This window comes from Caulobacter sp. RHG1, from assembly GCF_013181195.1.
Lineage (GTDB): Bacteria > Pseudomonadota > Alphaproteobacteria > Caulobacterales > Caulobacteraceae > Caulobacter.
Window position 1 is genome coordinate 104,410 of sequence record NZ_SMZP01000003.1, and the last position, 20,604, is coordinate 125,013.

General features: G+C 68.8%; 17 protein-coding genes. 8 read left to right on the plus strand and 9 right to left on the minus strand.

Features of this window, described 5'->3' with window-relative positions; translation table 11 throughout:
- Positions 1–81 precede the first annotated feature (81 nt).
- Positions 82–1,113 carry a WD40 repeat domain-containing protein gene (locus E1H18_RS08200; RefSeq protein WP_172266028.1) on the plus strand — a complete coding sequence of 344 codons (1,032 nt, stop codon included), beginning with the start codon at positions 82–84 and terminating at the stop codon, positions 1,111–1,113.
- 145 nt (positions 1,114–1,258) lie between these two features.
- Here the strand turns inward: E1H18_RS08200 and E1H18_RS08205 are convergent, their stop codons facing one another.
- Positions 1,259–1,921 carry a nitroreductase gene (locus E1H18_RS08205; protein WP_172266031.1) on the minus strand — a complete coding sequence of 221 codons (663 nt, stop codon included), beginning with the start codon at positions 1,919–1,921 and terminating at the stop codon, positions 1,259–1,261.
- Positions 1,922–2,013: 92 nt separating this feature from the next.
- Between E1H18_RS08205 and mtgA the strand changes: the two genes are divergently transcribed.
- The 4 genes from mtgA to E1H18_RS08225 all read left to right on the plus strand — a co-directional run bounded on the left by mtgA (position 2,014) and on the right by E1H18_RS08225 (position 5,438).
- Positions 2,014–2,691 carry a monofunctional biosynthetic peptidoglycan transglycosylase gene (mtgA, locus tag E1H18_RS08210; RefSeq protein ID WP_172266034.1) on the plus strand — a complete coding sequence of 226 codons (678 nt, stop codon included), beginning with the start codon at positions 2,014–2,016 and terminating at the stop codon, positions 2,689–2,691.
- A 57-nt stretch (positions 2,692–2,748) separates the two neighbouring features.
- Positions 2,749–3,297 carry a GNAT family N-acetyltransferase gene (locus tag E1H18_RS08215; RefSeq protein WP_172266037.1) on the plus strand — a complete coding sequence of 183 codons (549 nt, stop codon included), beginning with the start codon at positions 2,749–2,751 and terminating at the stop codon, positions 3,295–3,297.
- Between the two features lie 133 nt (positions 3,298–3,430).
- Positions 3,431–4,120 carry a hemolysin III family protein gene (locus E1H18_RS08220; RefSeq protein WP_172266040.1) on the plus strand — a complete coding sequence of 230 codons (690 nt, stop codon included), beginning with the start codon at positions 3,431–3,433 and terminating at the stop codon, positions 4,118–4,120.
- A 100-nt stretch (positions 4,121–4,220) separates the two neighbouring features.
- Entirely contained in the window at positions 4,221–5,438 is a 1,218-nt protein-coding gene (locus E1H18_RS08225; RefSeq protein ID WP_241735959.1) for a patatin-like phospholipase family protein, read from the plus strand.
- A 6-nt stretch (positions 5,439–5,444) separates the two neighbouring features.
- On the opposite strand, the gene E1H18_RS08230 is transcribed toward E1H18_RS08225, so the two are convergent.
- From E1H18_RS08230 to E1H18_RS08255, 6 genes are all read right to left on the minus strand, one after another.
- On the minus strand, positions 5,445–7,943 hold the full coding sequence (locus E1H18_RS08230; protein WP_172266045.1) for a PAS domain S-box protein: 2,499 nt from the start codon (positions 7,941–7,943) through the stop codon (positions 5,445–5,447).
- A 129-nt stretch (positions 7,944–8,072) separates the two neighbouring features.
- A complete protein-coding gene (locus E1H18_RS08235) occupies positions 8,073–8,417 on the minus strand; it encodes a hypothetical protein (protein WP_172266048.1) in 345 nt (114 codons plus the stop codon).
- Positions 8,418–8,499: 82 nt separating this feature from the next.
- The gene (locus E1H18_RS08240; protein ID WP_172266051.1) at positions 8,500–9,468 is read right to left on the minus strand and encodes a lipid A-modifier LpxR family protein; all 969 of its coding nucleotides are present in this window, start codon (positions 9,466–9,468) and stop codon (positions 8,500–8,502) included.
- Between the two features lie 199 nt (positions 9,469–9,667).
- Positions 9,668–11,551 (minus strand): ribonucleoside-diphosphate reductase subunit alpha, encoded by a 1,884-nt coding sequence (locus tag E1H18_RS08245; RefSeq protein WP_172267615.1) that lies wholly within the window; start codon positions 11,549–11,551, stop codon positions 9,668–9,670.
- Between the two features lie 490 nt (positions 11,552–12,041).
- Positions 12,042–13,235, minus strand: a complete 1,194-nt coding sequence (locus tag E1H18_RS27175; RefSeq protein WP_172266054.1) for an OmpA family protein — start codon at positions 13,233–13,235, stop codon at positions 12,042–12,044.
- Positions 13,236–13,618: 383 nt separating this feature from the next.
- The gene (locus E1H18_RS08255; RefSeq protein ID WP_172266057.1) at positions 13,619–14,458 is read right to left on the minus strand and encodes a class I SAM-dependent methyltransferase; all 840 of its coding nucleotides are present in this window, start codon (positions 14,456–14,458) and stop codon (positions 13,619–13,621) included.
- Between the two features lie 99 nt (positions 14,459–14,557).
- Between E1H18_RS08255 and E1H18_RS08260 the strand changes: the two genes are divergently transcribed.
- A complete protein-coding gene (locus E1H18_RS08260; RefSeq protein ID WP_172266060.1) occupies positions 14,558–15,544 on the plus strand; it encodes an alpha/beta hydrolase in 987 nt (328 codons plus the stop codon).
- Between the two features lie 3 nt (positions 15,545–15,547).
- On the opposite strand, the gene E1H18_RS08265 is transcribed toward E1H18_RS08260, so the two are convergent.
- On the minus strand, positions 15,548–16,336 hold the full coding sequence (locus tag E1H18_RS08265) for a PaaX family transcriptional regulator (protein ID WP_172266063.1): 789 nt from the start codon (positions 16,334–16,336) through the stop codon (positions 15,548–15,550).
- Between the two features lie 95 nt (positions 16,337–16,431).
- On the opposite strand from E1H18_RS08265, the gene E1H18_RS08270 reads away from it, so the two are divergent.
- Both E1H18_RS08270 and E1H18_RS08275 read left to right on the plus strand, forming a co-directional pair.
- Positions 16,432–17,244, plus strand: coding sequence for a crotonase/enoyl-CoA hydratase family protein (locus tag E1H18_RS08270; protein ID WP_172266066.1), 813 nt, complete (start codon positions 16,432–16,434; stop codon positions 17,242–17,244).
- Positions 17,245–17,255: 11 nt separating this feature from the next.
- A complete protein-coding gene (locus tag E1H18_RS08275) occupies positions 17,256–18,788 on the plus strand; it encodes a class I adenylate-forming enzyme family protein (protein ID WP_172266069.1) in 1,533 nt (510 codons plus the stop codon).
- Here E1H18_RS08275 and E1H18_RS08280 read toward each other — a convergent pair.
- A complete protein-coding gene (locus tag E1H18_RS08280) occupies positions 18,785–20,590 on the minus strand; it encodes a cation:proton antiporter (RefSeq protein WP_172266072.1) in 1,806 nt (601 codons plus the stop codon). The genes E1H18_RS08275 and E1H18_RS08280 overlap by 4 nt on opposite strands.
- Positions 20,591–20,604: the final 14 nt, after the last annotated feature.

A 20,604-nucleotide genomic window follows, 5' to 3' on the forward strand; every position in this document is an offset into this window, starting at 1 on the left:
CCCACGACGCGAAACTGGCCGTTCGATGGGCCTTTCGGAAAGAGTCTGGCCGGAAAGGGCTCGGCGCCTTATCTCGCGCGCATGATCTTTTCTTTCGACGCCTTCGTCACCAACGCCCTGTTCGACCGCTCCGGCCGCGCGGCCTTCGCGCTGGGCGACGGCACCGTCCGCTTCCAGACCGAGGACGGATTCGTCACGGTCGAGGCTCATGGCGGCCCCATGGGCGGCGCTGTTCTGTCGGCCGCGGTCCATCCCAGCGGCCTCGGGATCGTCACCGGCGGCGACGACGGCAAGGTCGTCTGGTCGCGAATCGAGGGTGGTGACGTCGTCGCCACGGTGATCGCCGAATTGAAGAACAAGTGGATCGAGCATGTGGCGACCAGCGCCGCCTCGGGCCTGATCGCGTTCACCGCCGGCAAGGACGTCCATGTCCGCGACGTCGCCGACGCGAAGTTCGAGCGCGTCTTCCCCCACGAGCGCACGGTCTCGGGCCTGGCCTTCGAGCCCAAGGGCCGCCGCCTGGCCACGGCCGCCTATGGCGGGGCCTATCTGTGGTACGCGCGGATCGCCGACCAGAAGCCCACGGCGCTGAAGTGGGCCGGCAGCCACATCGGCGTGACCTTCAGCCCCGACGGCAAGTTCCTGATCTCGTCGATGCAGGACAACCAGCTGCACGGTTGGCGCCTGTCGGACAGCAAGGACATGCGGATGGGCGGCTACCCGTCCAAGATCAAGAGCGTGGCCTTCTTCGACAAGGGCAATCTCTTGACCACGGCCGGCGCCAGCGGCGCGGTCATCTGGCCGTTCGCCGGCGCCAACGGTCCGATGGGCAAGGAAGCCGCCGAGATCGGCTTCAACCGTGATTCGATGATCGTGCGCGTAGCGGGCATCGATCAGCACCCGGTGTGCGTCTCGGCCCAGGACAACGGCCGCATCTGGATCGCCCACCTGCGCAACGGCCGCATCGAGACCCTGAAGACCGAACGCGGCGCGCCGATCAGCGCCCTGGCGACCAGCGCCGACGGCAAGTGGATGGCCTGGGGCGACGAGAGCGGCGAGGCCGGGGTCATCGAAATCCCCGACATCAGCGGTCCGCGCGAGTTCGCGGGTTAGGATCGAACCGCCCCGTCATCCCGCGCTTTATGCGCGGGACCCATGGTTCAGTTTCCACGTGAGCGCGTGAGCTTGCACTGCACCTGCGGCTGACAAATGGGTCCCGCGAACAAGTCGCGGGATGACGATGACGGGCGTTGGGGGATCAAAACCCCTTCAGCTCCGCCCACTCCTCGAACGGAGCGCGGCGGGAGCGGAAGGTGTTCACCGGAGCGTCGGCGTCGCGATAGCCCAGGGCCATGCCGGAGAACAGCATGTGCCCCTCGGGCAGGCCGACATGGCTGTCGACCAGCTTGTGGTAGTGCGACCAGAACTCCTGCGGGCAGGTGTCCAGCCCGCGCTCGACCGCCAGCAGCATGAAGGTCTGCATCAGCATGCCGACATCGCTCCACTGCGGCGGGCCGCAGCGGCGGTCGATCGAGAAGAACAGCTGCACCGGCGCGCCGAAGCCCTGACCATTGGTCGAGAACCACTGCAGGCGCTGCAGCTTGTCTTCGCGCGGGATGCCCAGCGCGCCGTACATGTCCTCGCCGACCTGGAAGCGGCGGCTGCGCAGCGGCTCCCACAGGTTGGCGGGATAGACGTCGTAGGCCGGCTCGTCGGGCGAGGCGACGCGCTTGAGCATGTCGGCCTTCAGGGCGTCCAGCGGCGCGCCGGCCACGGCCTGCACCCGCCAGGGCTGGAGATTGCCGCCCGACGGCGCACGCGAGGCGGCTTCCAGCAGTTCGCGCACCACGGCGCCATCGACCGGATCAGGCTTGAAGGCGCGCACCGACAGGCGGCGGTTGACGGCGTCGATCACGTCCATCTCGGGTTCCTCAAACCTATCCGCGACAGCAGCGGTCCGACTGGGTAGCATCCGTCCGCAGCGTCAAGACAAGAGGACTTCGGGGGCGTTCAGTGCGGCGGCTTTTGCGTAACATCTTCTTAGGCCTGTTCATCGTGCTGGTGGCCGGACCGATCCTGGCGGTGCTGGTCTTCCGCTTCGTGCCGCCGCCGGTGACGCCGCTGATGGTGATCCGGGCGGTCGAGGGCAAAGGGCTGGACCATCGCTGGCGGAGCATCGACGACGTCGCGCCCGCCCTGCCCCGCGCGCTGATCGCCGCCGAGGACGCCCGGTTCTGCGAGCACCACGGCTTCGACTTCGGCGCCCTGCAGAAGGCCTATGCCAACAACGAGGCCGGCAAGAAGATCCGCGGCGGCTCGACCATCAGCCAGCAGACCGCCAAGAACGTCTTCCTGTGGCCGGGCCGCTCCTACGTCCGCAAGGGGCTGGAGGCCTGGTTCACGGTGCTGATCGAGATCGGCTGGGGCAAGAAGCGGATCATGGAGGTCTATCTGAACTCCATCGAGTTCGGCCCCGGCATCTACGGGGCCGAGACGGCCGCCCAGCGCTATTTCGGGGTCGGGGCCGACAAGCTGACCCAGGCCCAGGCCTCGCGCCTGGCGGCCATCCTGCCCAGTCCGCTGAAGTGGAAGGTGATCAAGCCCGGCAAGTACGTGGCCGGACGCTCCAAGAAGATCGGCCGCGCCTCGGGCACAGTGCGCCGCGAAGGCATGGCGGGGTGCGTGGCCTAGAGCGCTCCACAATCTTGAGTTACAACACGCTCAAGAACAAGGATCAGGGAGCGCGTGATGGCGATCGCACCGGGACCGACCCTGGAGACCGCGCGGCTGATCCTGCGCCCGCCGATCCAGCCCGACCTGGACGGCTGGGCCGAGCTGATGGCCGATCCGGTCGCGGCCCGCTTCATCGGCGGCCAACAGCCGCGCTCCATCGCCTGGCGAATGATGGCGACCATAGCCGGCTCCTGGGCGCTGAAGGGCTTTGGCATGTTCTCGGTGCTCGACAAGGCCAGCGGCCGCTGGCTGGGCCGCATCGGCCCGTGGGTTCCGGAAGGCTGGCCGGGAACGGAGGTCGCGTGGGGCCTGCTGCCGAACGCCCAGGGCAAGGGCTACGCGGCGGAAGCCGCCACGGCGACCATCGACTGGGCCTTCGACCACCTGGGCTGGACCGAGGTGATCCACTGCATCGATCCGGAAAACACGCCGTCGGAGAAGGCCGCCGCACGCCTGGGCGCGACCAATCGCGGACCGGGCAAGCTGCCCGCGCCGTATGAGGAAACGCGGATCAACATCTGGGGCCAGACGGCGGCCGAATGGCGGAACCGCCCGCGCCCCTGACCCGCACCGGACCGGGCCTGATTCTTTTCCGGCGATCGTGTCCCAGCCGCCCTTTCGCCGACACGATGATCAACGCTTATATGAGCGGAACGAACCAGGCGTTCGGACGTACTTGCATCGATTGGGCGGGGCCATGACGACGACCACCACCACCGAGATCACCACGACTCCGGATGTCGCGACGCACTACCCCACGCCGGGGGCCAAGTGCGCCGACCTGATCGTGCACCTGGCCGGCCTGGCCTGCGCCCTGCTGGGCGGCGGCATCCTGCTGGGCCTGGCGTTCGGCATGGGCGACCTGCAGCAGGTCGCGGCCGTCAGCGTCTACACCGTGGGCCTGATCCTGATGCTGTCGCTTTCGACCGCCTACAACTTCGCCAAGGCCCGCTGGCGGCCGCTGCTACGCCGCTTCGACCACGCCGGCATCTTCGTGATGATCGCCGCCTCCTACACCCCGTTCACCACCCAGAACCTGCACGGCTGGTGGGCCATCGGCATGACCTCGGCAGTGTGGACCGTGGCGGTGATCGGCGTGCTGGCCAAGCTGTTCCTGCCGGGCCTGGACAAGCGCTTCTGGGTCGGCCTCTACCTGGCCCTGGGCTGGCTGGTCCTGGTGGCCATCAAGCCGATGATCGACGGCCTGTCGTGGGTCGCCCTGCTGCTGCTGGCCATCGGCGGCCTCGTCTATTCGACCGGAACCATCTTCTACCTGATGCGTCGCCTGAAGTTCCGCCGCGCCATCTGGCACGGCCACGTGATCGGCGGCGCGGGCCTGCACTATGCGGCCGTCCTGGTGGGCGTGGTGCTGGCCAGCTCGCACTGACGCTCGGAGATCGCGCTTGGACAGAGACCCTCCCAGTAAAGACTCTTCTGGCCGAGATTCTTCTGGCAGGCCAAATTTCCAAGGCCTCTTCCGCGACTGGATGCACGCCGACCCGCTGAAGGGAAAGCGGCTGACCGCCCCGCCCTCGGATCGTCACGTCGAGGCCGCCGGCTTTCCCGGCGTGCGCCTCTCGGTCGACCAGGCCGACGACGCCCTGAAGCAGGCCGCCGACCGTCTGGCCCCGCTGCGCTCGCTGATCGGCCGCGACGAGTTCAACATCCTGGCCCTGTCGGGCGGCGCCGTGGGCGGCTGCTATGGCGCCGGCGTTCTGGTGGGCCTGACCCAGGCCGGCCGTCGTCCCGACTTCGCCATCGTCACCGGCGTCTCCACCGGCGCCCTGATCGCGCCCCTGGCCTTCCTGGGATCGGCCTGGGACGAGCGCCTGACCGACGCCTATGTCGGCGGCCACGCCAACGAGCTGCTCAGCCTGCGCCGCCTGGGCTCGGCCCTGGGCCCCAGCATCTTCAAGGGCGACTCGCTGGACGCCCTGGTCGAGACCTTCGTCGATCAGGAGATGGTCGAGGCCGTCGCCCTCGAACACGCCAAGGGCAGACGCCTGCTGATCGCCACCACCAACCTCGACAGCCAGCGGGCCGTGGTCTGGGACATGGGCGAGATCGCCACCCGCGGCGGCGACGAGGCGCTGAAGCTGTTCCGCACCCTGCTGGTGGCCTCCTCCTCGGTGCCGGGGATCTTCCCGCCCAAGCTGATCGACGTCGAGGTCGACGGCCAGCCGCACCAGGAGATGCACGTCGACGGCGGGGTGGCCGCGCCGCTGTTCCTGATGCCCGACGCCTTGCTGCACTGGCGCAACCTGGGCCCCCGCTTCCGCCGTGGCCGGGTGCACGTGATCATGAACACCGTGCTGGACCCGACGCCCCAGTCGACCCCGCCGGGCGTCGCCTCGATCATGACCCGCAGCTTCGACACCATGCTGCGGTTCTCGTACCGTCAGGCCCTGAGCCTGGCCGCCGGCTTCTGCTCGCGCCACAACCTGCCGCTCAGCGTGGCCTCGATCCCCAACACCTTCGAGGGCATGAACCTCCTGAAGTTCGAGACCGACCTGATGCGCCGCATCTATGACGCCGGCTTCCAGCAAGCCATCGACGGCGCGGTCTGGACCAGCGCTGTCGAGGAACAGAGCCTGTGGCGCGGTCTGTTCAAGAAGCCCCTGGCGCTGTCGCCCACGGTCGGGACCGGGGTCATCATCCGCGACGAGCCGCCGCCGATCAGCGCCGAGGCGCCCGCGGAGCCGTAAGGCGCCTCAGCCGCCCAGAATGTCGCGCAGCCGCGTGGCCAGGGCTTCGACGGCGAACGGCTTGGTCATCATGTCCATGCCCTCGTCCAGGAAGCCGGCGCGCACCGCCGCGTTCTGGGCGTAGCCGGTGATGAACAGCACCTTCAGCTCGGGCCGGGACTGACGCGCGATCTCGGCCAGCTGCCGCCCGTTCAGGCCAGGCAGGCCGACGTCGGTGACCAGAAGATCGATCCGCTGGCCCGACTGCAGGACCGGGATGGCGCGATTGGCGTCGACGGCCTCGATCGCGCCGTAGCCGAGCTCTTCCAGGACCTCGGTCACGATCAGGCGCACGGACGGATCGTCCTCGACGACCATCACGGTTTCCCCCGAACCGCGCGGCGCCGCCGCCATCGGCTCGGTCCGAGCGTCCATCTCGCCATGCGAGCGCGGGACGAACAGCTTGACCGTCGTGCCCTGGCCCAGCTCGCTGTAGATGCGGACGTGGCCGCCGGACTGGCGCGCGAAGCCATAGATCATCGACAGACCAAGGCCCGTCCCCTGCCCCACCGGCTTGGTGGTGAAGAACGGCTCGAACACCTTTTCGATCGTCGACGCCGACATGCCGGCCCCGGTGTCGGTCACGCTCAGAACGACATAGTCGCCCGACTCCAGCTCGGGATATTCGCGCGTATAGCGCTCGTCCAGTTCGGTGTTGCTGGTCTCCACCACCAGCTTGCCGCCATGGGGCATGGCGTCGCGCGCGTTGATGCAGAGATTGAGCAGGGCGCTCTCGAACTGGTTGGTATCGGTCGACGCCGCCCACAGGTCGGCGGCCAGATGGGTCTCCAGCGCGATCTGCTCGCCCAGGGTGCGATGCAGCAGCTCCTCCATCCCGCCGACCAGGGCGTTGAGGTCGGTCGCCTTCAGATCCAGCGACTGCCGCCGGCCGAAGGCGAGAAGACGGGAGGTCAGCGCGGCCGCGCGCTGCGCCGAGGAGCAGGCCGCGTCCATGTAGCGCTCGACGCGGTCCATCTTGCCCGACGCGAGGTTGCGCTTGATCAGATCGAGGCTGCCGATCACCCCGGTCAGCATGTTGTTGAAGTCGTGGGCGATGCCGCCGGTCAGCTGGCCGACCGCCTCCATCTTCTGGCTCTGGCGCAGAGCTTCGCGCGCCGCGTCCAGCTCGGCCTCGCGCGCCTTGGCGCCGCTGAGGTCACGTCCGACCGCGACGAAATTGACCCCGTCGGGCTCGGGGGCCACCGTCCATTCGATATGCTTCCAGTCGCCGTCCTTGGTGGCGATGCGGTTTTCGAAGCGCGTCGGCTGGCGCGTCTCGGCCATCCGCGCGATCGCCTCCAGCGTCGGCGGCATGTCCTCGGGATGCATGAAGGTGGCGTAGCCGCGCGTCAGCAGCTCGTTCTCGCTCCAGCCCAGGACCTGGGTCCAGGCCGGGCTGACGGCCGACATCATGCCGCTGTAGTCGGCGCGGGCCAGCATGTCCTGCGACAGGTCCCACAGCCGGTCGCGTTCGGCGCGCGCCCGCTCGACCGCGACCTTGACCCGCTCGCCGACCTCCTGGACCAGCGCCTCTTCGTCTTGCGTCCAGACGCGCGGGGTGGCGTTCTGCACCGCCAGCAGCCCCACCCATTGGGCTTCTTCGAACAGGACGACGTCGACGAAGGCGCCGACCTGGCGAGAGGTCAGCCCCGCCCGCGCTTCCGGGCCGAGCCGGTCGTCGCCGCTGACATCGCGCATCACGACCGGTGTGCCGACCTTGTAGGCCGCCAGCAGGTCCGGGCCGAAGGCCTCCAGCGAGTGTTCGCCGACGATCGAGCCCACGCCCCGGGCGAAGTCGCGGTCGACGGTCATCCGGCCGCTGGCGATCTCGGCATAGAACACCCGGCTGGCGTCCAGCCGCTCGCCCAGCCGGTCGGCGGTCAGGCTCATGATGTCGGCCGGGGTGCGAAGCCCCTGCAGGTCTTCCGACAAGGTATGCAGGAACGTCTTGCGCCGCTCGGCGGCCACGCGCTCGGTAGTCTCGGCCAGGAAGCAGATGACCCCCGCCGGTTCGCCGGCCTCATCCAGCACCGGCGAGTAGTCGAGATCCATCCAGACCGGCTCGGGCGCGCCGTTGCGATGCAGCGTCAGCTCCTGATCGCGATAGTGCAGCGTACCCCCGGCCAGCCCCACGCGCATGACGTTGTCGTTGAAGTCGGCGACCTCGCGCCAGCCCTCGCGGACGTTGGATCCCAGGAGTTCAGGGTGCCGGCCGCCCGCGAAGCCGGAATAGGCGTCGTTGTAGAGCATGACCCCCTCCACGCCCCACAGCATGACGATGGGCACGCGCGAGCGCAGGAGGATCGAGACGGCGTTAGTCAGGCACGGCGCCCAGTCCTCGATCGGGCCCAGGGGCGTCGTCGACCAGTCCTTGGCGGCGACGAGGTCGGCGCAAGCGCCCCCGCCATTCAGGAACTTGGGTCGAGCCGACCCGAGAGGCTGATCCAGCGCCGGTGCGGTAGGCATTCTTCAGCCAGCCTCTGAGAACGTTGTCGAGCAGCGGGGCGCCAAGATCGCGCGGCCTGGCTGGAGCTTAGTCTAGTCGCCGGGCCGCCGAACACAATCGCACCGCTCGACGCTGGCGCTGCGCGCGCCTTAAGCCTTCTTCAGATGCCGGGCGCGCAGCTTGGCGAGGTTCGGCGGGTCGGCGCGGAAGTCCGAGGCCAAACCCAGGCGGGCGTTGCACGAGGGGCATCGCACCGACTCTTCGTCAGGCAGGTCGACCGGCGGGTCGAAGCGCGTGCCGCAGGGTTTGCACTTCCAGTCGCCGACGACCGGAGCCGGCGGCGGGGGCGGCGGAGCCGCAGCCGCCGAGGGCGCGATGAACACGGTGCGGCCGGCCGGCTTGACCATGCGCTCGAGCGGCGGCGGGCCGCCAGGGGCAGCAACCGGGCTCTTGAGGCTCAGGGTCTTGCGGCGCGGGGGCTCGCTCTCGCTCATGTCATCGCTGGGCTTAGGAAAGGGACCGGCGCTTGCTGCATGAAAGCGGCCGGAAACACAAGCTTAATAGCCCGAAAGCCCTTTACCACTGCGGCTTCAGGCTGAACGACAGGGCCACGACATCGTCCTTCTGCCTGGCCAGGCCCATGATGCCCTCCTTGGCGCGGATCTCGCGGTGGATATAGCCCAGCGAGGCCTGCATCGGACCCTTGCGCCAGGCCACGCCGGCCTGACTGTCGCCGATCAGGCGGCTGGTCGTGTCCTGGGTGAGGCCCGCGCGGCTCCAGTCGCCGTTCTGGCCGCGCAGCATGTTCAGGCCCACGGCCCGGCCGCTGGCGGCGGCGAAGATGTACCAGCGCCCGCGATCGCCGAAGGCTTCGTCGCCCTGCCGCACGCCCAGGGCGTCGGTCACCTGGTCGCCCATGTTCTTCTTCTTGCCCAGACGAACGGTCGCCCCGGCCTCGGCCGAGCCGCCGGCCCCGCCGAAGCCCAGACCGGCGTGGGGGGTGACGTCCAGGGCGTAGCGACGGCCGGCCAGGGCCACGGCCGAGGGCCAGCCGCGCACCACGGTGACGTCGACCTCACGCACCTCGTAGGCCTCGGGACGCTGCAGGGACAGGGGCGCCATGGCGGCGGTCGGGACCGACCCGGCCAGCGAGACCCGCACGGAATCGATCGGGCCGCCGGCCTGGGCCTGGCGCGAGAAGGCGTTGGAACGCCAGGTCACTGGACCCGCGCTGGCATAGTAGCGATCGGCGCCCAGCAGGGCCGCATCGCCCGCCACGGCGGCCGGCGACAGGGCAAAGCCGCCCGTCAGCTCGGCTTCGGGACCGTCGAGGTCAGGGGCGGAAAAACCGGTGGAACTGGTCGAGAGATCGAGCGGCGCCGAGGCCTCGGGCTTCACGCGGAAGGACATCGTGGCCTTTTCGGCCCCGGCCTTGGCCGTCTTCTCGGCTTTCTGGGCGGCGCAGGCGGACGAAGCAAGGCCGCTGGCCACGGCCAGAGCCATAGCCGCGAAACACAGAACGCTACGCTTCCCCATCGCCCGCATCGCGGACTCCCCAGTCCCAATCCACGTCCCAGCCTACGTGCTTCGTCGTAACTCGGCATCGTGACGAAACAGCACAGGATGAACCGCGCTCACCGACTAAGGTTCCTGGATTTAGGTTCCCAGACAATGAAAACGGCGGCGCGATCGCTCGCGCCGCCGTCACATTCTCGTTAGTCGCCATTGCGCGGCGACCGTTGCCCTACTGGCAGGCGAGGCACTCGTCGTAGTCGGTCTTTTCCGGAGCGTCGAAGCCGCCGGTCATGACCTCAGCCTTGTCGTCGGCGCCGGCATAGGCGGCGCGCTGCACCGACTTGGAGCGCAGGTAGTACAGCGACTTCACGCCGCGCTCCCAGGCGGTCCAGTGCAGCATGTGCATATCCCACTTGTCGACGTCGCCCGGCAGGAAGACGTTGACCGACTGGCTCTGGCAGATTTCCGGCGTCCGGTCGGCGGCCAGTTCGATCACCCAGCGCTGATCCAGTTCGAAGGCGGTCTTGTAGACGTCCTTCTCGTCCTGGCTCAGGAACTCCAGGTGCTGGACCGAACCTTCGTTCTCCAGAATCGAACCCCACACCGCGTCGGTGTTCTGGCCCTTCTCGGCCAGCAGGCCTTCCAGGTAGGGGTTCTTCACCGCGAACGAGCCCGACAGGGTCTTGTGGGTGTAGATGTTGGCCGGGATCGGCTCGATGCCCGCCGACGTGCCGCCGCAGATGATCGAGATCGAGGCGGTCGGGGCGATGGCCAGCTTGTGCGAGAAGCGCTCCTTGGAGCCACGGTCGGCGGCGTCCGGGCACGGGCCCTTTTCCTCGCCGATGGCCAGGCTGGCCTTGTCGGCTTCGCGGCGCAGGTGCTTGAACATGCGCATGTTCCAGCTCTTGGCCAGGGCGCTTTCGAACGGCACGTTCTGGCTCTGCAGGAAGCTGTGGAAGCCCATCAGGCCCAGGCCCACCGAACGCTCGCGCATGGCGGCGTAAGCGGCCGTGGCGGCCGCGTCGGGCGCCCGGTCGATGAAGTCCTGCAGGACGTTGTCCAGGAAGCGCATTACGTCCTCGATGAACGTCGGGTGGTCGCGCCACTCCAGGAAGGTCTCGGCGTTGACCGACGACAGGCAGCAGACCGCGGTGCGCTCCTGGCCCAGGTGGTCGGTGCCGGTGTGCAGCATGATCTCGCTGCACAGGTTCGACTGGCGAACCTTCAGGCCCAGCTCGCGCTGGAACGAGGGCATGGCGCGGTTCACGGTGTCGGAGAAGACGAGGTAGGGCTCGCCGGTCTGCATGCGCAGCTCCAGCACCTTCTGCCACAGGGCGCGAGCGTCGACTTCGCGCAGCACTTCGTCGTTCTTGGGCGAGCGCAGGCCGAACTTCTTGCCGTCACGCACCGCGTGCATGAACTCGTCGGTGATGTTGATGCCGTGGTGCAGGTTCAGGGACTTGCGGTTGAAGTCGCCCGACGCCTTGCGGATCTCGAGGAACTCCTCGATCTCCGGGTGGTGGATGTCGAGATAGACGGCGGCCGAGCCGCGACGCAGGGAGCCTTGGCTGATCGCCAGGGTCAGCGAGTCCATCACGCGGATGAAGGGGATGATGCCCGAGGTCTGGCCCTGGCCCTTCACTTTCTCGCCGATCGACCGGACGCCGCCCCAGTAGGTGCCGATGCCGCCGCCGTTGGCCGCCAGCCAGACGTTCTCGTTCCAGACGCTGAGGATGCCGTCCAGGCTGTCGTTCACCGCGTTCAGGAAGCAGCTGATCGGCAGGCCGCGATCGGCGCCGCCGTTCGACAGCACCGGGGTCGCCGGCATGAACCACAGGCGGCTCATATAGTCGTAGACCCGCTGGGCGTGCTCGGCGTCGTCGGCGAAGGCCGTCGACACGCGCGCGAACATGTCCTGATAGCTCTCGCCCGGCAGCAGGTAGCGGTCTTCCAGGGTGGTCTTGCCGAAGTCGGTCAGCAGGGCGTCGCGCGAGCGATCGACCTGGACCTTCTGCACCAGCGCCAGCTGCGGGCGCTTGGACGGCTTGATCGCCGCCATGCGGGCTTCCTTACGGACGTTCGTCTGCACCGCTTCACTGCCGTTCATGACCAAATCCATTGCTCGATCAGCGTGTTCCGGAGAAGGGTCATGCCCCGGTCAGCCGCTACATATTGTGGCTGAGGAGCCCCCTCAACCCAGATATGGGGCCACAGTGGTGAATGACTCGTCAACGCCTCGGACGCGAGTTTTTCGTTAACAACCTGTGAACGGCTTGAACTTGCATAGGCAGGACAAGGGGTTGCCCCAGCGAACTTTTTTCAGCCGCGACGGACGGTCGCAAGGCGCCCCAGGACATCCGCCCCCGGACAACGACGTTCGCTCACAGGATGACCACAAGGGATAGTGGTCGAGGGTGGACGACGCCCGTCGCCGCCCCTTCGGAGGCGCGGGGGCGAAAGCCCCGGAAACCGGGCCTTCGGACTGAATGTGGGGTCTCGAGGCGCGACGCGCCAGCGGTCCGGAGACACGCCGAGGGTCCAGACATGAAGAAAGGGCCCGGTGTTTCCACCGGGCCCTCCCAAGTCATCAGTGCGATTCGATCTTAGAAGTTGATCGAGATCGTCGAACGACGGTTCAGCGGTTCCTTCACGCCGTCGCCGGTGGCGACAGCCGGGGCGCTTTCACCCTTCCAGTCGACGGCCAGAGCCGTCGTCGGGACGCCTTGCGAAGCCAGGGCGTCAGCCACGGCCTTGGCGCGACGTTCCGAGAGCTTCGCGTTGTACTTCGGCGAGCCCGAGGTGTCGGTGTGACCGACGACGACGATCTTCGTCGCCTTGCCACCGTTGGCGTAGTTCGCGGCTTCCGAAACCACCGACTGGGCTTCCGGCGTCAGGACCGATTGGTCGAACGGGAAGTAGACGATGAACTCGCGGGCCTCGTACTGCGGCGGCGGCGGAGGCGGCGGCGGCGGGGGAGGCGGCGGAGGCGGAGGCGGCGGGGGAGGCGGCGGCGGGGGCGGCGGCGGCGGAGGCGGCGACGCGAACGAGTAGCGCAGACCCACGGTCAGCGACTGGTCGCGATATTGGCCTTCGAAGTTGCCGGCTTGCAGCGTGCCCGAACCGGTCGTCTGCCAGGTGTGGTCCGCACCGGTGATGTAGCGGTACGTGACGTCGATGTTCAGACGATCGGTCGCCTTGATCGACGCACCGGCGATGCCCTGCCAGGCGACGGCGATGTCGTTGTCGTCAACCGTCAGGTTCTGGATGGCGGCTTGGCCAGCCGGAACGCCGCTGAATTGACCGAAGGTCTTGACGTCCAGGCGGTTGATGCCGACGCCGGCGCCGATGAACGGGTTCAGCCAGGCGCCCGGAGCGAAGTCATAAATGACGTTCGCCATCAGGGTCCAGGCGTCGACCGAGCCTTCCGGCGAGCCGCAGTTCGGCGCAGCGACCGTACGGGTCACGCCCGGCGAGCAGAGGCCCAGCGGCTGGCGACGGGCGCCGTTGCCGCGGACGCCTTCGAGGTCGCCCGGACGATAGCCGCCTTCGATTTCAGCGCGCCAGTTCGGGTTGAACTGGTAGCCCAGGCGGACGAAGCCGGCCCAGTCGTCCTTCGACTTCCACGACCAGTGGTAGTGCGAACCGTCCGGAGCGTTGGCGTCCGACTCGGTCTTCAGGCCTTGCGGCCAGTGGTAGCCGAGGTCGACCGCGCCGTACCAGCCGGTCTCTTGGGCCGAGACGCCCGACGCGGCGAACGCCGCGGCCAGAGCAACTCCTGCCAGGAGTTTGATTTTCATTGTTGAAGAGCCCTCTGATTGCCCTGCCCAGGCCGGAGACCGGCCGAGCATCGTTATACCAAGGCGAACGCCGCGGGATAGTGTCAGCGAGGACACACTCGTCAGGTTTCGCCCCCCTGCCCTATGCTCAGGAAAGCTAAACAAGACCGCCCCTCAGAATCATCTTTCGAGCGCGCCCGCCGACATCCACGAGAAAGTAAGCGTCAGCTTCGTTGGGTTCGCACGAGGAACGATCGTGCGCAAGAGCCGAAGGTCATGAAATGGCCAAGCATTCGGAGATCGTCGCCGAAAAACAACGTTACCGGACTTAAGTCGGTAAGGTTCTCGACAGACCGCGACCAGTCCAACCCACCGCTTTCAGGATCTTCGGCCCCGCATGGACCTTAGGCTTTCGCCGTCACCAGCCAGCACGCCGAGTTCATCCGTGCAAAGCCGTTCTCCACATAGGGCGCCAGCGCTTGCGCGACCGCTTCGCGCACCCGGTCGCGCAAGGCTTCATCGGCCTTGGCGAGGGCCGGATTCAGCGGACCGACCCGCAAGCTCATGGTCATCAGCTCGTCGAAGGTGACCGGCGTCGGATCGTCCAGCGGCTCGATCGCCACGTCGCGCCAGCCGGCCTCCTGCAGGATCCGCCGTGTGCGATCGGGGTCGGCCAGGCCGAACCGTCCGGGCGCATCCTTCTCGAACACCGTGGCGGCGGCCGGCAGGAACGGCGCGGCGGCCGTCAGCGGGACCTGCGAGATCGCATTGTCCTCCAGCCCGCGCCAGCTGGCGAAGGTCAGCCCCCTGCCCGGCTTGGCCGCGCGACGCAGATTGGCGAAGGCCGCCACGGGATCGGGGAAGAACATCACCCCGAAGCGCGAGACCAAGGCGTCATAGGTCGGCTCAAAGGCGTGGGTCTGGGCGTCGGCGTGCAGGAACGCGACGCCCTCGATCCCATCCTGGCCAGCGCGGCGGCGGGCCTCTTCCAGCAAGGCGTTGGAGATGTCCACGCCGACGGCCCGACCGCTGGGTCCCGTACGCCAGGCGGCGGCGAAGGTGGTCGCGCCGGCCCCGCAACCGATGTCCATCACCTGCTCGCCATTGGCCAGGCCCGCCCGCTCGACCACCGCCTCGGCGATCGGCTGGTAAACACGGTCCAGAAGCGCCTGCTGTTCGACCCAGACCTTGCCGGCCCGGTCCCAATAGGCGGCCATGTCCTTTTCCAACACCGCGTCACTCATACTTTGAAACTCCGTGATTCATTGTCGGCAGGTGTCGGCGCGGCCATTGTGCAGCCCCCGCCCGCGGGGGCAACCCGCCCTTCTGCGACAGGAGCCCACATGGCCAAGCGCGTTCTCCCCGGCCTTCTCTTGAGCCTGGCCCTGGCGCTTCCGGCGGCGGCCGATCCGATGCTGAAGGGCTTCGACTATGACTGGCCGGTCCAGCAGGCCAAGATCCGCAGCCAGGACCAGGATCTGACCATGGCCTATCTCGACGTCCGCCCCGCCAAGGCGAACGGCCAGGTCGTGGCGCTGCTGCACGGCAAGAACTTCTGCGCCGGATCCTGGGAGGGCGCGATCAAGGCCCTGACCGCCGCCGGCTACCGCGTCATCGCCCCCGACCAGATCGGCTTCTGCAAGTCGGCCAAGCCCGAGCGCTACCAGTACGGGCTGCACACCCTGGCGGCCAACACCAAGAGCTTGCTGGACCAGCTGGGCGTGACCCGGCCGATCGTGGTCGGCCATTCGATGGGCGGCATGCTGGCGGCCCGCTACGCCCTGCAGTATCCTGACGCCGTCGAACGCCTGGTGCTGGTCAATCCGATCGGGCTGGAAGACTGGCGCGCCCTGGGCGTTCCCAACGCCACCGTCGACCAGCTGTTCGCCGGCGAGCTGAAGCAGGATGCGGCCAAGATCCGCGCCTATCAGAAGGCCACCTACTACGCCGGGACCTGGAAGCCGGAATACGATCGCTGGGTCGAGATGCTGGCGTCGATGTACCAGGGCGAAGGCGGCCGCACCGTCGCCTGGCACCAGGCCCTGACCTCGGACATGGTCTTCAACCAGCCCGTGGTCCACGAGCTGCAGAACCTGAAGGTCTCCACCACCCTGTTCGTCGGCGAGAAGGACAACACCGCCATCGGCAAGGACCGCGCGCCCGAAGCCCTGAAGGCGACGCTGGGCGACTACAAGCGGTTGGGCCCTGAGGCGGCCGCGAAGATCCCGGGCGCCCAGCTGATCACCTACCCAGATCTGGGCCACACGCCGCAGGTCCAGGATCCCGAGCGCTTCCACCGCGACCTGCTGGGCGCTCTGGCGGCGCGCTGACGCTCAGGCGCCGTCCAGGACCTGCCGCCAGATCGCCCGGCCGCGCGCCTGATAGGCCTTGGTCAGCGCGACCAGGCGCTGGAAGTCGGCCTCGCCGGTCAGGTCGGGCGGCAGCAGCGGGTCGTGCATGATCTCGGCGATCACCGCGCGCCCCAGCAGCAGGCTCTCGCGGGCGGCGGCCTCCAGGTTCATGCCGTCCAGCGCCCGTCCGCTCGCCTCCAGGGCCGCCGTCAGCCGGGCATAGTTTCGCTTCAGGCCGTCGACATCCCATAGCGCCTGGACCGCCTGCTGCTGAACCAGGTCCAACCGGCGGACGCCGATCACCTCCGCCCCCTCCGCCAGGCCCAGCCCCGGCAATTGGGCGCGCATCGGCTCGACCCCGCCCAGATTGTCGGGACGCACATGAAAGCCCGGCCGCCAGGCCCGGAAGCCGCGCAGGTCCAGAGCCCGCTGGTGGCGGCGCAGGCGCGTTCGCTCGGTGGTCGGCAGCCGGGGATCGACGACGGCGATCCAGTCGCCCGCCCACGGCGTCATCCACGACACCCGATCCAGCCAGCGCACCACGTCCTCGGCCAGCGGCTGGTAGGCGGGATGGAAGCCGTACAGCCCGCGCTCGGCCTTGCGCAGTTTCTGCTGCTGGACCAGCCGGGTCAGGGCCACGCGCAGCTGGCCCTCGCCGACGCCGAGGATCGCCCCGGCCCGGCACAGCGCCTGGACCGACAGGCGGCCGCCCTCGTCGCCGGCCAGCAGGTCGAGCACGAGATCGGTGGCGGGGGGAACGACCGGCGTCATGTTTCAGCTCTTAGTCCGATTTCGCTCCGGGTCGAATGTTTCTCTTGATGATCTGATTTCATCATGATCTGTAACATTTAACGAGGGAGGACAACGTGACGGCGGACAGCACCCCCGCGCGCGACAGCTCGGACGCCGGCGTCCGGGTCGAGATCGACGGCGCGATCACCACCATCATCCTCAGCCGACCCGAGCGGCGAAACGCGGTCGACGGTCCGATGGCCCTGGCGTTGCGCGCGGCGTTCCAGACCTTCGAGGCCGACGACAGCCAGCATGTGGCCGTGCTGTTCGGCGAGGGCGGCGCGTTCTGCGCCGGCGCCGACCTCTCGGCGCTGGAGGATCCGGCCCGCGCTCACGAGCTGGACCCCAGCGGCGGCGGAGCGGGACCGATGGGCCCCTCGCGCCTGTTGCTGTCCAAGCCGCTGATCGCCGCCGTCGCCGGTCCCGCCGTGGCGGGCGGGCTGGAGCTGGCCCTGCTGGCCGACCTGCGGGTGGCGGAAGAGACGGCGATCTTCGGCGTCTTCTGCCGGCGCTGGGGCGTGCCGCTGATCGACGGCGGTACGGTCCGCCTGCCCCGCGCGATCGGCATGTCGCGCGCGCTGGACATGATCCTCACCGGCCGACCGGTCGACGCCCAGGAAGCCCTCGGCATGGGTCTGGCTAACCGCGTCGTGGCGCCGGGCCAGGCGCGCATCGCCGCCGAGGCCCTGGCCCGCGACATCGCCGCCTTCCCCCAGGCCTGCATGAAGGCCGACCGTCATTCGGCCTATGCCCAGTGGGACCTGCCGCTGGATGTCGCCCTGAAACAGGAAGGCCGCCTGGGCGCGCCGATCGTGGCGGCGGAAGGCCGCGCCGGCGCGCGTCGTTTCGTGGGCGGCGCCGGCCGCCACGGCCGCTTCGGAAGCTGAGGGAGATCCCCATGACCCAGGGTCCGACCTGCCTGGAACTGATCGAGCGCGGCGCGCGCCAGCACGCCGACCGCATCGCCGTGATCGCCGAGGGCCAAAGCCTGACCTTCGCGCAGGCAAACACCCGCGCCAACCGCCTGGCGCACGCCATGCGTTCGGCGGGCCTGGCGCCGCACCACCGCGTGGCGCTGCTGGCCAATAACGGCGTCCATAGCGTCCCGCTGGACTTCGCCTGCGTGAAGGCGAACCTGAACCGCGTGCCGCTGAACGCCCGCCTGTCGGCCGCCGAGCACGTCCGCATGCTGACCGAGGCCCAATGCGGCGTCCTGGTGTTCGGCCCGGACCTCGCCGACCGCGCCGCCGAGCTGAAGGCGCTGAAGCCTGATCTCGCCTGCCTGGGCCTGGGGGCTCGCCTGGACGACGGCGACGACCTGCTGGCCATGGCCGAGAGCATGCCGACCACCGCGCCGGAAGCCGACGTGCGACCTGAGGACGTGATCGTCACCCTCTATACGTCCGGCACCACCGGCGTGCTGAAGGCGGCCCAGCACACGCAGGGCTCCTACGCGGCGATCTGCCGGAACATTCTGATGAACCTGTTCCCGGCCGGACCCGACGACGCCATGCTGCACTCGGCGTCGCTGATCCACGCCAGCGGGACCTTCGTGCTGCCGCTGTGGCTGCGCGGCGCGCGCAACGTCGTGCTGCCCGGTTTTTCTCCCGCCAGCTTCCTGGACGCGATCGCAGAGCACCGGGTCACCGCCATCAACCTGGTGCCAACCATGATGCAGATGCTGCTGGAGCATCCGGGCCTCGACGCCGTCGACGTGTCGTCGCTGGAGCGCATCATCTACGGCGCCTCGCCCATGCCGCGCGCGGTGATCCAGCGCGCCATCGCCCGCTTCGGCCAGGAACGGTTCTGGCAGTATTTCGGTCAGACCGAGGTTCCTCTGTGCATCGCCGTGCTGCGGCCCGAGGACCATCACGGCGAGCAGCTGCGGGCCTGCGGGCGGCCGGCGGCCGATGTCGAGATCCGGCTGGTCGACGAGAACGGCGCCGATGTCGCCTCGGGCGAGACCGGCGAGATCCTGGTGCGCTCGCCCAGCGCCGCGGCCGGCTATTTCAACGCCCCGGAGCTGAACGCCCAGACCTTCGACGCCGAGGGCTGGGTCCATACCCGCGACGTCGGGCTGTTCGACGCGAACGGCCTGTTGCACCTGCGCGACCGCACCTCGGACATGATCATCTCGGGCGGCTACAACATCTATCCGCGCGAGGTGGAGGACGCTTTGATCACCCATCCGGCGGTGCTGGAGGTCGCGGTCGTGGGTCTGCCCGACGACAAGTGGGTCGAGGCCGTCACCGCCGTCGTCGTACGCCGCGCCGGCCAGGATGTGAGCGAGGCCGAGCTGACCGCCCATGTCGCCGGGGCGATCGCCTCCTACAAGAAGCCGCACCGCATCGTGTTCGCCGACGCCATCCCGAAGACGGCGGTCGGTAAGCTGGATCGCAAGACGCTGAAGGCGCGGTTGACCGCGGCCTAGCGCAGGCTGGCGTCGCGCAGCCGTCGGCGGCGGCCGCCCAGGGCGTCGGGACGGTTCAGCACCTTGCGATACTCGTCGCGGCGCTCGTGAATCGAGGCGATGACCAGGCCCATCGGCACGCCGACATCGACCAGCACCGCTTCCGATAGCTGCAGGCTGGCCTCGATGGTCTCGGGCACGGCGTCGGTGGCGCCAAGCTCGTACAGGCGGGCGGCGTGGCGGGCGTCGCGGGCGCGGACCACGATCGGCACGTCCGGCCGCGCCCCGCGCGCCGCGGCGACCACCGCCTCGGCCTGCTCGGGCGAGTCCATGGTCACGACCACTGCCCTGGCCGTGGCGAAGCCGCAGCGCTCCAACAGCTCCAGCCGCGAGGCGTCGCCGTAATAGATGCGGCCGGCGTCGCGGCGGCCCTGCTCGACCAGGCGGGCGTCGCGCTCGACGGCGATCCACGGCAGGTCGTGGCGGCCCAGCATGTCGCCGACCAGCTTGCCGACCCGGCCATAGCCGATGATCAGCACCTGGCCCTGCGGCTCGGGCCCGACGCGGTCAGGCTCGGCGGCGCTGGAGTCGACGGACGGGGCTTCAGAGACCTGGGTCGTGCCCGACTTGCGGCCCAGATACTGGCCCAGCGCCGCCAGGCCGGGGATCAGGAACATGGTCAGGGTGGCCGAGACCAGCACCGCCTGGCCGATCGGCCGCGGCACGACCTCCGCGCCCATGGCGTTGTCCAGCAGCACGAAGGCGAACTCGCCGCCGGCCGCCAGGATCAGGGCCGCCTCGATCGCCGCCCGCTTGCCCAGGCCCATGACCATGCCGATGCCAAACACCACCGCGGTCTTCAGCAGCAGCAGGCCGGCGGCCGTGGCGAAGATCACCCCCGGCTTGGCGACCAGCAGCGACAGGTCCAGGCGGATGCCCAGCGACACGAAGAACAGGCTCAGCAGCAGACCCTTGAACGGCTCGATCTTGACCTCGACCTCGTGGCGATACTCGGTCTCGGCCAGCAGGATGCCGGCGACGAACGCGCCCAGCGCCATCGACAGACCCGAGACCTGGGCGGCCAGGCCCGCGCCGATGATCACCAGCAGGCAGGCGGCCATGAACATCTCTTCGCTCTTGGCGCGCGCCACCGACTTCAGCATCGGCCGCAGGGCCAGGCGCCCGACCAGCACGATCGCGCCCAGGCCGATCACGGCGGGAACCAGCGACAGCAGGTCGGCCATGTGGAAGGTGCCATGCCCCCGGCCCATGATCGCCAGGGTGATCAGGATCGGCGCGACGGCCAAGTCCTGGAACAGCAGGACGGAGAAGGTCGCGCGGCCGGCCTCGGAATGCAGCCGCCGCTTCTCGGCCAGCACCGGCACGGCGATGGCGGTCGAGGACAGGGTCAGGGCCGCGCCGATGGTCAGGGCCGCCACGGTCGGCTGACCCAGCAGCATGGCGCCGACGCCCAGCACCGCCGAGCAGCCGATCACCTGGATCGCGCCCAGGCCAAAGACCAGCTTGCGCATCAGGCGCAGGCGCTCCCACGACAGCTCCAGCCCGATCATGAACAGCAGGAAGACGACGCCGAACTCGGCCAGCTGGGCGATTTCGTCGGGGTTGTCGACGGTGACGTAGTCCAGCCACGGCGCGACGGGGATGAACCGGCCCAGGCCGAACGGACCCAGGATCACGCCGGCCAGCAGATAGCCGAGGATGGGGTTGATCTTCAGGCGCTTGAAGATCGGCGCCACGATCCCGGCCGTGGCCAGGAACAGGACCAGATCCTTGTAGCTCTCCGCCGAAACCCCGTGCTCCACCCGCGTGCCCCGCT

Bases quoted from the DNA above. Each gene is read 5' to 3' on its own strand.
- E1H18_RS08230 (WP_172266045.1), bottom strand. From the start codon at position 7,943: ATGCCTACCGCACCGGCGCTGGATCAGCCTCTCGGGTCGGCTCGACCC.
- E1H18_RS27175 (WP_172266054.1), bottom strand. From the start codon at position 13,235: ATGAAAATCAAACTCCTGGCAGGAGTTGCTCTGGCCGCGGCGTTCGCC.
- E1H18_RS08235 (WP_172266048.1), bottom strand. From the start codon at position 8,417: ATGAGCGAGAGCGAGCCCCCGCGCCGCAAGACCCTGAGCCTCAAGAGC.
- E1H18_RS08255 (WP_172266057.1), bottom strand. From the start codon at position 14,458: ATGAGTGACGCGGTGTTGGAAAAGGACATGGCCGCCTATTGGGACCGG.
- E1H18_RS08275 (WP_172266069.1), top strand. From the start codon at position 17,256: ATGACCCAGGGTCCGACCTGCCTGGAACTGATCGAGCGCGGCGCGCGC.
- E1H18_RS08265 (WP_172266063.1), bottom strand. From the start codon at position 16,336: ATGACGCCGGTCGTTCCCCCCGCCACCGATCTCGTGCTCGACCTGCTG.
- E1H18_RS08240 (WP_172266051.1), bottom strand. From the start codon at position 9,468: ATGCGGGCGATGGGGAAGCGTAGCGTTCTGTGTTTCGCGGCTATGGCT.
- E1H18_RS08220 (WP_172266040.1), top strand. From the start codon at position 3,431: ATGACGACGACCACCACCACCGAGATCACCACGACTCCGGATGTCGCG.
- E1H18_RS08215 (WP_172266037.1), top strand. From the start codon at position 2,749: ATGGCGATCGCACCGGGACCGACCCTGGAGACCGCGCGGCTGATCCTG.
- E1H18_RS08205 (WP_172266031.1), bottom strand. From the start codon at position 1,921: ATGGACGTGATCGACGCCGTCAACCGCCGCCTGTCGGTGCGCGCCTTC.
- E1H18_RS08225 (WP_241735959.1), top strand. From the start codon at position 4,221: ATGCACGCCGACCCGCTGAAGGGAAAGCGGCTGACCGCCCCGCCCTCG.
- E1H18_RS08260 (WP_172266060.1), top strand. From the start codon at position 14,558: ATGGCCAAGCGCGTTCTCCCCGGCCTTCTCTTGAGCCTGGCCCTGGCG.
- E1H18_RS08200 (WP_172266028.1), top strand. From the start codon at position 82: ATGATCTTTTCTTTCGACGCCTTCGTCACCAACGCCCTGTTCGACCGC.